The sequence below is a fragment of the Bradyrhizobium centrolobii genome (assembly GCF_001641635.1).
GTDB lineage: Bacteria > Pseudomonadota > Alphaproteobacteria > Rhizobiales > Xanthobacteraceae > Bradyrhizobium > Bradyrhizobium centrolobii.
Window position 1 is genome coordinate 48,841 of sequence record NZ_LUUB01000082.1, and the last position, 10,157, is coordinate 58,997.

At 64.2% G+C, this 10,157-nt stretch carries 8 protein-coding genes; 1 reads left to right on the forward strand and 7 read right to left on the reverse strand.

The window, feature by feature from the left end:
- Positions 1-46: 46 nt before the first annotated feature.
- The 6 genes from gudD to AYJ54_RS31150 form a co-directional block, all read right to left on the reverse strand.
- A complete protein-coding gene (gene gudD / locus AYJ54_RS31125) occupies positions 47-1,390 on the reverse strand; it encodes a glucarate dehydratase (RefSeq protein WP_063705145.1) in 1,344 nt (447 codons plus the stop codon).
- A gap of 23 nt (positions 1,391-1,413) precedes the next feature.
- Positions 1,414-2,358, reverse strand: a complete 945-nt coding sequence (gene kdgD, locus AYJ54_RS31130; protein WP_063705147.1) for a 5-dehydro-4-deoxyglucarate dehydratase — start codon at positions 2,356-2,358, stop codon at positions 1,414-1,416.
- Positions 2,359-2,482: 124 nt separating this feature from the next.
- Positions 2,483-3,388: a LysR family transcriptional regulator gene (locus AYJ54_RS31135; RefSeq protein WP_063705149.1), complete on the reverse strand. Its 906-nt coding sequence runs from the start codon at positions 3,386-3,388 to the stop codon at positions 2,483-2,485.
- Positions 3,389-3,510: 122 nt separating this feature from the next.
- Positions 3,511-4,851, reverse strand: a complete 1,341-nt coding sequence (locus AYJ54_RS31140) for an MFS transporter (protein WP_063705151.1) — start codon at positions 4,849-4,851, stop codon at positions 3,511-3,513.
- A 331-nt stretch (positions 4,852-5,182) separates the two neighbouring features.
- Positions 5,183-7,135, reverse strand: a complete 1,953-nt coding sequence (locus tag AYJ54_RS31145) for an SGNH/GDSL hydrolase family protein (protein ID WP_063705154.1) — start codon at positions 7,133-7,135, stop codon at positions 5,183-5,185.
- 86 nt (positions 7,136-7,221) lie between these two features.
- Positions 7,222-8,304: a lysylphosphatidylglycerol synthase transmembrane domain-containing protein gene (locus AYJ54_RS31150; RefSeq protein WP_063705155.1), complete on the reverse strand. Its 1,083-nt coding sequence runs from the start codon at positions 8,302-8,304 to the stop codon at positions 7,222-7,224.
- A 423-nt stretch (positions 8,305-8,727) separates the two neighbouring features.
- Between AYJ54_RS31150 and AYJ54_RS31155 the strand changes: the two genes are divergently transcribed.
- Positions 8,728-9,234: a YciE/YciF ferroxidase family protein gene (locus AYJ54_RS31155; protein WP_063705157.1), complete on the forward strand. Its 507-nt coding sequence runs from the start codon at positions 8,728-8,730 to the stop codon at positions 9,232-9,234.
- Between the two features lie 94 nt (positions 9,235-9,328).
- Here AYJ54_RS31155 and AYJ54_RS47970 read toward each other — a convergent pair.
- Positions 9,329-10,089, reverse strand: a protein-coding gene (locus AYJ54_RS47970; protein WP_430641378.1) for an IS5 family transposase whose coding sequence is annotated in 2 segments (ribosomal slippage) — positions 9,329-9,730 and positions 9,733-10,089 — 759 coding nt in all. Because the reading frame shifts where the segments join, the coding sequence is not laid out codon by codon here.
- Positions 10,090-10,157 lie beyond the last annotated feature (68 nt).

A 10,157-nucleotide genomic window follows, 5' to 3' on the forward strand; every position in this document is an offset into this window, starting at 1 on the left:
ATGATCCTTATCGGAAAACCGGTGCCCACTTTTCCGGGATCACGCCCTAGCGCACAAGGCAAGGACGCTTGTCGTCAAAGGTCCAGCCAGGGATCAGGTCCTGCATGGCAATAGCGTCATCGCGTGCGCCAAGTCCATGCTGTCTGTAGAGCTCATGCGCGGCGTCGATAGCTGCCCGGTCGATTTCGATACCCAGGCCCGGCCTGTCGGGGACAGCGATCTTGCCGCCCTTGATCTGGAGCGGCTCCTTGGTCAGCGCCTGGCCGTCCTGCCAGATCCAGTGGGTGTCGATCGCGGTGACCTTGCCGGGGGCGGCAGCGCCGACATGGGTGAACATGGCGAGCGAAATGTCAAAATGGTTGTTGGAGTGCGAGCCCCAGGTCAGGCCGTTGTCACGGCAGGTCTGGGCAACGCGCACGGAGCCTTGCATGGTCCAGAAATGGGGATCGGCGAGCGGGATGTCCACCGCGCCGAGACGCAGCGCATGGGAAAGCTGCCGCCAGTCGGTCGCGATCATGTTGGTCGCGGTCGGCAGCCCCGTGGCGCGGCGGAACTCGGCCATGATCTCGCGGCCGGAGAAGCCGGCTTCGGCCCCGCAGGGGTCCTCGGCATAGGCGAGGATGCCGTGCATGTCCTTGCACAGCCGGATCGCCTCATCGAGCGACCAGGCGCCGTTCGGGTCCAGCGTGACGCGCGCGTTGGGGAAGCGCTTTGCGATCGCCGTGACGGCCTCGATCTCCTGCGCGCCACCCAGCACGCCGCCCTTGAGCTTGAAGTCGGCGAAGCCGTAGTGATCGTGGGTGGCTTCGGCGAGCCGCACCACCGTTTCCGGCGTCATCGCCTCCTGGTGACGCAGGTTGAACCATTCGGGCTTGCCGGTCTCGCCCTTGACGTAGTCGAGTTTGGACTTACGGCGGTCGCCGACGAAGAAGAGATAGCCGAGCGTCTCGACGCTTCTGCGCTGCTGGCCTTCGCCGAGCAGAGCGGCGACCGGCAGGCCGAGGTGCTGGCCGAGCAGATCGAGGAGGGCGGACTCCACGGCGGTGACGGCGTGGATCATGACGCGGAGGTCAAAGGTCTGCTTGCCGCGGCCGCCGGCGTCGCGGTCGGCGAAGGCGGTACGGATGTCGGCCAGGATGTTGTTAAGGGCGCCGATGGTCTTGCCGATCACGAGATCGCGCGCGTCCTGGAGCGTCTGCCAGATCTTTTGCCCGCCCGGCACCTCGCCGACGCCGGTGTGACCGGAATTGTCGGTGAGGATGACGATGTTGCGGGTGAAGAACGGCGCATGCGCGCCGCTCAGATTGAGGAGCATGCTGTCACGGCCCGCGACCGGGATCACCTGCATCGACGTGACGATTGGCGCGCCGGAGATTCCGTCCTGGACCATCCGCTGCTCCTCCCTGTTGTCCGTTATTCTGCCGCCTGTTGTGTCGATCGGATGGCGGGCAGCTTCTCGACCAGCGCGGTCAGTTCCGCGATCTCCTGGTCGGTGAGGTCGGTGAGCGGCGGGCGGACCGGACCGGAGGCGCGGCCGATCACCTTCATGCCGGCCTTGATGATCGAGACCGCGTAGCCCTTCTTGCGGTTGCGGATCGCGATCAGAGGCAGGATGAAATTCTTCAGGCCGGCGTGGATCGTCTCATGGTCGCGCTTGCGCACCGCAGCGTAGAACTTGGTCGCGAACTCCGGCACGAAGTTGAACACGGCCGAGGAGTAGGTCGTCACGCCCATGTCGAGATAGGGCAGCGCGAAGGTCTCCGCGGTCGGCAGGCCGCCGATATAGGTCAGGCGATCGCCGAGCTTGGTGTAGACGCGGGTCATCAGCTCGATGTCGCCGATGCCGTCCTTGTAGCCGACGAGGTTCGGGCAGCGCTCGGCGAGACGGGCGAGCGTGTCGGGCTGGAGGATCGCGTTGTCGCGGTTGTAGACGATAACGCCGATCTTCACGGAGGCGCAGACCGCCTCGACATGGGCGGCAAGGCCGTCCTGCTCGGAATGGGTGAGATAGGGCGGCAGCAGCAGAAGGCCGTCGGCGCCGGCCTTCTCCGCGCCGATCGCGATCTCCCGCGCGATCGCGGTGCCGTAGCCGGTGCCGGCAAGCACGGGCACGCGGCCCTTGGTCTCCTCGACGGCGACCTTGACCACTTGCGGAACCTCGGTCGGCGTCAGCGAGAAGAACTCGCCGGTGCCGCCGGCAGCAAACAGGCCTGCGACGTCATAGCCGCAGAGCCAATCCATGTTGGCGCGGTAAGTCGTCTCGTCGAAGGAATAGTCAGCCTTGAAGGGCGTCACGGGGAAGGACAGGAGGCCCGAGCCGATTTTCTGGGCCATCTCCTGCGGGGTCATCTTGCTCATGGGCGCCACTCCCTTTCGTGCTGTGGAGGACGCAACGAAAGCCGCGCGTCCATGCGCCGTTGTTTAAGAGGCCGTTCGATGCGCGTCCAAGCCAAAGCCTATATCGACCGATGCGGAATCAGCATCAATCTTCCACCGTCTCCGCTGAGGCCAGTTCGCCTGCGATCTTCACCAGCGCCGAGAGCAACGGATTCTCGTCGTCGCGCCGCCAGACCATGAACAGCTCGACGGGGATACGCGTGCGCAGCTTCAGCGGGCGCAGGCGCACGTCGGAGATTTTCAGGCTCGCCGCCGCGGCCGGCACGATGGCAAGGCCGAGGCCGGCGCGCACCATGGCGAGGATCGAGTGGATCTGGCTCAGATGCTGGACATATCGCGGCAGGATGTCGGCGCGGGTGAAGAGTGCCACCAGCAGGTCGTGGAAGTAGCGGCTCTCATAGGGCGAATACATCACGAAGGGCTGGTCGCCGAAATCCTTGATGGTGATGCTTTCGGCACTCGCCAGCGGATGCTTCCTGGGGATCGCGGCGAGCAGCGGCTCGGCGACGACACGGCGGCTGGTGAGCTCCGGGCGCGCGATCGGCGGACGCAGCAGTGCGGCGTCGATCTGGCCCGACGTCAGCGCCTCGAATTGGTCGCCTGAGACCATCTCCTTCAGCGAGAAGTCGACCTCCGGTAGTTTCGCGCGGCAGGCCGCGACGAGCTCGGGGAGGAAGCCGTAAGCCGCGGCTGCGGTGAAGCCGATCTTCAGCGAGCCGGTCTTGCCGAGCGCAATGCGGCGGGCGACCTGGGACGCGCTTTCCGCAAGCTTGAGGATGCGCCGTGCCTCCGGCAGGAAGCTGCGTCCCGCCGGCGTCAGCCGCACCGAACGGCTGGTGCGCTCCAGCAGCGGCGCGTCGATGATGTGCTCGAGCACCTGGATCTGGCGGGAGAGGGGCGGCTGGGTCATGTTCAGCCGTGCGGCGGCGCGGCCGAAATGCAGTTCCTCCGCCACCGTGACGAAACAGCGGAGCTGGTTGAGGTCGAACATCGATACATGCCTTAGATGGATAAGGCGTTTCCCCGGCACTTCTAGCATCGATCACCCCCTAAACAAAGACGGCGGCTGTGAGGCCGCCGTTGAGTTGCCTGGTCAAGCTCCCATGGGAGCCCTCAGGGGGAAGCTTTGAGCACCACCCGCTCGATCTTGCCGACCACGACGAGATAGGCGATCGCGGCGACCAAGGCGTTGATGCCGACGAACACCAAGGCGCCGTTGAACGAGCCGGTCGCGGCCACGATGTAGCCGATCACGATCGGGGTCGTGATCGAAGAGAGGTTGCCGAAGGTGTTGAACAGGCCGCCGGAGACGCCGCCGGCTTCCTTGGGCGAGGTGTCGGAGACGACCGCCCAGCCGAGCGCGCCGATGCCCTTGCCGAAGAAGGCCAGCGCCATGAAGCCAACCACCAGCGCCTGGCCGTCGACATAGTTGCAGGCGATGATCGACATCGACAGCAGCATGCCGCCGACGATCGGGATCTTGCGTGCCATGGTCAGCGAGCCCGTCTTGCGCAGGATGACGTCGGAAATGACGCCGCCGAGCACGCCGCCGATGAAGCCGCAGAGCGCAGGTAGCGTCGCGACGAATCCGGCTTGCAGGATCGACAGGCCGCGCTCCTTGACGAGGTAGACCGGGAACCAGGTCAGGAAGAAATAGGTCAGCGTGTTGATGCAATACTGGCCGAGATAGACGCCGAGCATCATGCGGTTGGAGAGCAACTGGCGGATATGGTCCCATTTCGGGCCGGAGTCCGGCGCACGCTCGTCCTTCGGCGCGTCGAGATCGACCAGCGCGCCGCCCTCCTTGATGTAGTCGAACTCGGCTTCGTTGACTCCGGGATGCTCCTTCGGGCCATAGATGGTCTTGATCCAGACGAGGCCCATGACGACGCCAAGTGCGCCCATCACGAAGAAGACGTAGCGCCAGCCGTAGTCATGGGCGATCCAGCCCATCAGTGGCGCGAAGATCACGGTCGCGAAATACTGTCCCGAGTTGAAGAACGCAGACGCGGTGCCGCGCTCATTGCTGGGAAACCAGGCCGCGACGATGCGGGCGTTGGCGGGGAACGAGGGCGCTTCCGCGATGCCGACCAGGAAGCGCAGTGCGAACAGCATGGCGACCGCGGTTCCCGCGCCGAGGAAGCCGACCCAGCCCTGCGTCAGCGTGAACAGCGACCAGACGATGATGCTGAAGGCATAAACGAGGCGCGAGCCGTAGCGGTCGAGCAGCCAGCCGCCCGGCACCTGCGCGATCACATAAGACCAGCCGAAGGCCGAGAAGATGTAGCCCATGGCGACGGGATCGAGATGGAGCTCCTTGGAGAGCGCGGGGCCCGCGATCGACAGCGTGGCGCGGTCGGCATAATTGACCGTCGTGACCAGAAACAACATGGTCACGATGAACAGTCTGACGCGAGACCTCCTCACGTCCGCTGCGGACACCACTGCGCTCATCACGCGCCTCCTTAGAACTCGAATGTTTCCTCGCGAGGACTCCTAGAGGCGTGCGCGGGAACGTGTCCAAGTTGAAGGGGGTATTGATTGATACCGTTTTTGGATTGATGGAACGGCAGGGGCGGGGAACGTTACGCGGTGATTGCGAACTCGACCGCCACGCACTCAATCGTCGTCCTGGCGAAAGCCAGGACGACGCGCGAAGAGACTCTTCGCATCTCTCAGTACGTCATTGCGAGCGCAGCGAAGCGATCCAGAATCTTTCCGCGGAGGGACTCTGGGTTGCTTCGCCGCGCTCGCAATGACGATGGGGACGAACTCGCTCTTGCTTCTACTGCTGCGCGCCCGGCAGCAGCTGCGGCAAAAATCCCCGCGTCACCCCGGGCGGCACCGCATCCAGGCCGAGCACGGCGCTCGCCGCGGGAAGCGTCGCATCCGCCATCGCGGCGTGGCCTTCGGCGGAGGGATGCACGGCGCCGCCATAGACCGCCGACAGCACGCCCCAGGTGGCGTCGTGGATGTCGGTCGGCTGGCTCGCGGCGGGCAGCCCTTGCGGATAGGTCATCGCGGCGAAGTAGCTGTCATTGGCGTCGCGGATCCAGCGGGCGCGGGGCAGATAGGCGCGATATTCGGAGGCGCCGCGGCCGCACAGCATCGGCTGGCTCGCCGCCGTCACGATATCCGGATTGAAGCTCTGGCCGTTCTCGGCAAAGCACGCCCGGTCGAATTCAGGATCGTTGCCGGAATGGGCGCAGAAGCCGTGATCGGCGAACGCGGCCTGATGCGCATCGACGAAGGTCATGCGATCGGACTCGGGATCGCGGCACAGCGCGCCGCGGGTGCAGGTGGCGAGCCCCTTCAGCTGCGGCAGGAACTCGGTGTCGACGAAGGTCGAGACATGGGCAAGCCGCTGCGGATCGGCGCTGAAGGATGGATGGATGTCGAAGCCGGCGCGGCCGCCGCGGCAGGGCACGCCGCCGTCCGCAAGCGCCGGATTGGCGTAGGAGACGTAGACGACGTGAGAGAGATCGCCGCCGACGAGCGGCTTCAGCGCCTCGCGCAGCTTGACGAAGTTCTGCGGCAGTTCGCGCGCGAGCGCATCGCGGGAATCGTCGACGCTCGCCATCACGCCGGAACGGCGGAACAGCGCGCGCTCGGTCGCGGTGTCGACGATGACATCGGCGACGAGGCCGGAGAAGTAGACGTCGTTGGCGCCGATCGAGAGCAGCACGAGGTCGAGCGTGCGGTCGGGTTGACGCTTCTTGGCCGCGGTGAGCGCCTCGCGCAGCTCGGCGACCTGCGCGCTTACGCTGGTCTGGCAGCTGCCGCTCTTGCCGGGCGGGCATTCGCGGGCGCGCTGCGAGCCCAAAAGCCCGTCGCTGATGCTCGCGCCGGTGCAGGCGAGCGGCAGATAGGTCACAGCGATGTGGGTGTAGCGCACCGCGAGCGCGAGTGCGGTGCGGGTCTGGTAGCTGTAGAGCGAGCGGTGGCAGGGCGAGTTGAACCACAGCGCGCCATAGCGCTGCCAGTTGGCGAGCGTATCCGGCGCCTCGCAGGCGCGCCCGCCCTTGAAGCCGGCGCGGCTCGGCCGGTAATACTGGGCGCCGGCGGTACCGAGATAGGAGCGGAAGCAGAAGCCTTCGTCGGAGAGCGCCAGCGCCCGGTCCGGATTGCCTTCACCGGATGCGATGCTGTCGCCGAGACCCGCAATGAAGATGTCGCGGACCTGGATCTCGGTCTGGATGCGCTGGGTCGGATCAGAGCCGGAGGAGACGTCGACGCTCGCGACCGTCTGCTTGCCATAGCGGACGCGCAGGTTCACCGGCTCGGCGCAGTCGAAGGTCGAGGCTTGCGGCCCGTCGCCGTCGTCGAATGACCAGGCGCAGGTGGCCCCGACCGGCACCGCGCCGGTCAGGCGCACGGTGATGGGATGGTCGATCGGGGTGATGTAGTTCTCCTTGACGTTGTCGCGGGTGCAGGGCTGGTTGACCCGTCCCTGGAGGTCGATGCAGAGCCGGTTGACCATGTTACGGGCCCAGCCACGGCCCTCGCTCTGGATCTCCAGCGACTGCTCGGCGGCGAGGATGCTGCGGTTGCGCGCGTTCTCGACATGGAGCAGGAAGTCGCGCTCCTCGCGGAACAGGCGGAAACGGTTGCGCACCTCCCAGCTGATCTGCATGGCGCCTCCGTCCTGAGCGGCGGCGCGCTCGAGCGGCAAAGCGGTGAGGAGCCCGGCAAGCAGCAGGGCGCCCGCGAGGAAAGGGCGAAGGGATACAGGGATCATGGCCCGCGTTTTCAACGGCAAAGTTGAGGCGGAAATAAGAGAGGAACTGCCTGCAACATTTGTCTGACGGTTTTGCGCGCCGTCCCTTACCGCTTGCTGGCCTGCCGCAGCGACCGCTCGCGCTCCATCGTCGTCACCTGCTTGGGCAGGTTGGCCTGTGCGCAGGCCTCCGCCAGCCGCCGCCGTTCCTGCCAGGGTTCGACCACATTCATCCAGAGCTCACGCGCGCCCATGATGGAGATGGCGAGGCCGAACGGGATCACGAAATAGAGGATGCGGAACACCAGAAGGGTGGCCAGGAGCTGCTCGCGACCGAATTCCGGCAGCGCCACCAGCATGGCGGCATCGAACACGCCGATAGAGCCGGGGGCATGGCTGGCAAAGCCGAGGAGCGTTGCCAGGATGAACACCACGGCGAGCGACATGAAGTCGATCGGTGGACTGGCCGGCATCAAGAGGTACATCGCCGTGGCGCAGAAGCCGAGGTCGACCACGCCGATCAGGATCTGGACCAGCGTCAGCGGCGCCGACGGCAGCACCACCTTCCAGCCCTTCTGGCCGAGCTCGCGGCGCTTCTCGCCCATCGACAGCCAGACCAGATAAGCGCCGATCGAGGCGAGACCGCCGAGCGCGATCAGCCGGTTGATCGCAGACGGGAGCTGATCCATGGAGGAAGCGGCATCCGGGTGGATGGCCATGCCGATCGAGAGCACGAAGATGTTACCGAGCCAGAAAGTCAGGCCGGAGAGGAAGCAGATCTTGGCCACATCGATCGCGTTCAGCCCGTAATCGGAATAGATCCGGAAGCGGATCGCACCGCCGGTGAAAACGGTTGCGCCGATATTGTGGCCGATCGAATAGGACGTGAAGCTGGAGAGCGCTGCGATGCGATAGGGCACTTGCTTCTTGCCGATCGTTCGCACTGCAAAAAAGTCGTAGAAGGTCAGCGTACAGAACGCGAAGAACACACAAATCGCCGCGAGGCCGATACTGCCACGGGGAATCTCGGTTAACGCGGTCAGGATGACGCTGGTATCGATGCCCTTAAGGGTTCGCACCAATGTGGTGATCGCAAAGGCGATGATCATGACGCTCGCGGCAATCCCGAGCCGTCGCCAGCCGATCCATCTCTTGAAGCCGCGTTTCAGCGCGGGCAGCAGTCCGTGCATTCATCCTCCCGGCGGGGGCAAGACCGCCCGATCGGGCCGTTGGCCGATCGGGCGCGATCGCCGCCAAAAGTGAGGCGCCGATCGCTCGACATGATCTAGTCCATTAAGGCAAAAACGTCGACTTGTGCAGCCCTTGACAAGGATGGGTTCTGCATCTGACCGGCCGCTTTTGTCATACGTGGTACACATTGCAGGCCGTTAAGCATTTGAGTCGCGAGCCCAGCTGTCGCGCCGAGTGCCGTCGGCCGGGTTTCAAATCCTGGTTCTCCCGGCATTGTTCCAGCCCAAGGGATTTTGGTTTTTTTTGGAACGGCGACGCTGGGTGCAGATTAGCGCCCCATCAGCAATCGAATAGGGCGGGATACGCGGCTTGCGCGCAAGCCCGCGCCGTTTTGTTCCCGAAACCTGAGAAGGATCGGACTGATGGGACTGTTCACAAAAGACATCAAAACCATGAACGACCTGTTCGTGCATCAGCTCCAGGACATCTACTATGCCGAGCAGCAGCTCACCAAGGCGCTGCCGAAAATGGCAAATAAGGCGACCGATCCGCAGTTGAAGCAGGGCTTTTTGACGCACCTTGAGGAGACCAAGCAGCACGTCAAGCGTCTGGAGGAAGTGTTCAAAATGCACGATGTCGCCGTGAAGGCGATCGACTGCCCCGCGATCGATGGGATCATCGAGGAAGCCGATGACACGGCCGGCGAAGTCGCCGACAAGGCGGTGCTCGATGCCGCGCTGATCAACGCGGCGCAAGCCGCAGAGCATTACGAGATCGTGCGTTACGGCAGCCTGATCGCCTGGGCCAAGCAGCTCGGCCGCAACGATTGCGCAGCCATGCTTGCCAAGACCCTGGAGGAAGAAAAGGCGACCGACAAGAAGCTCACCTCGATCGCCGAGACCAAGGTGAACTTGCGCGCCGCAAGCTGACGCTAGACGACGGGCATCGGAGAACGCCGTGCATGCCGCACGGCGTCTCTTTTTGCAGCACCGCCTAATCGGCCTCGTATTTTAGGGTCCAGACTCAATTGATCCAATAGGCGACGATGGCTGCGATGTGGACGGCAGCCAAGAAGTTTCTGGCGAGTTTATCGTAACGAGTTGCGACACGCCTGAAATCCTTGAGCCGGCAGAAGCAACGCTCGATAACATTGCGCCCTTTATAGATGCGCTTGCTGAAGTTGTGGAAGGTCACCCTGTTGGATTTGTTTGGAATGACGGGCTTGGCGCCACGATTGACGATTTCGGCGCGAAAGCCGTCGCCGTCGTAGCCTTTGTCCCCAATGAGGGCAGACATGGGCGGCGCGAGTTCCAAAAGGGCCGGCGCTGCGGCAATATCTGCGTCCTGGCCCGGAGTGAGATGAAATGCGCAGGGTTTGCAATCAGGGTCGCTCAGCGCGTGGATTTTCGTGGTCCGCCCGCCGCGCGAGCGGCCGATCGCCTGTTCATGTTCCCCCCTTTTCCGCCGCTCGCCGAGCGATGCGCCTTGATCGAGGTGGAGTCGATGGACAAAGTCACGCCATCCTTGCCGCAGCGGGCGAGCGCTTCAAAGATCGCCTGCCAATGTCCGCGCTTGGCCCAGCGATTGAACCGATTGTAGATCGTCGTGTAAGGACCAAAGTCGGGCGGGCAATCGCGCCAGCGCGCGCCACACTGAAGCATGTGGATGATACCGCTGATGATGCGTCGATCATCTTCGCGCTCCGGTCCGGTCTGGTTCGTTGGCAGATGCGGCTTTATCTGAGCCCACTGCTTGTCGTTGAGCCAGAACAGCCCCTTGCGCATCAAAGCCCCCGTGCCGAATCAGTTCGGGTGCAAGAGAATCAGAGCGCGCTAATTAGGTACAGACCCTA

Coding starts and splice junctions, on each gene's coding strand:
- AYJ54_RS31150 (WP_063705155.1), bottom strand. CDS start 8,304: ATGCACGGACTGCTGCCCGCGCTGAAACGCGGCTTCAAGAGATGGATC.
- AYJ54_RS31155 (WP_063705157.1), top strand. CDS start 8,728: ATGGGACTGTTCACAAAAGACATCAAAACCATGAACGACCTGTTCGTG.
- kdgD (WP_063705147.1), bottom strand. CDS start 2,358: ATGAGCAAGATGACCCCGCAGGAGATGGCCCAGAAAATCGGCTCGGGC.
- AYJ54_RS31135 (WP_063705149.1), bottom strand. CDS start 3,388: ATGTTCGACCTCAACCAGCTCCGCTGTTTCGTCACGGTGGCGGAGGAA.
- gudD (WP_063705145.1), bottom strand. CDS start 1,390: ATGGTCCAGGACGGAATCTCCGGCGCGCCAATCGTCACGTCGATGCAG.
- AYJ54_RS31140 (WP_063705151.1), bottom strand. CDS start 4,851: ATGAGCGCAGTGGTGTCCGCAGCGGACGTGAGGAGGTCTCGCGTCAGA.
- AYJ54_RS31145 (WP_063705154.1), bottom strand. CDS start 7,135: ATGATCCCTGTATCCCTTCGCCCTTTCCTCGCGGGCGCCCTGCTGCTT.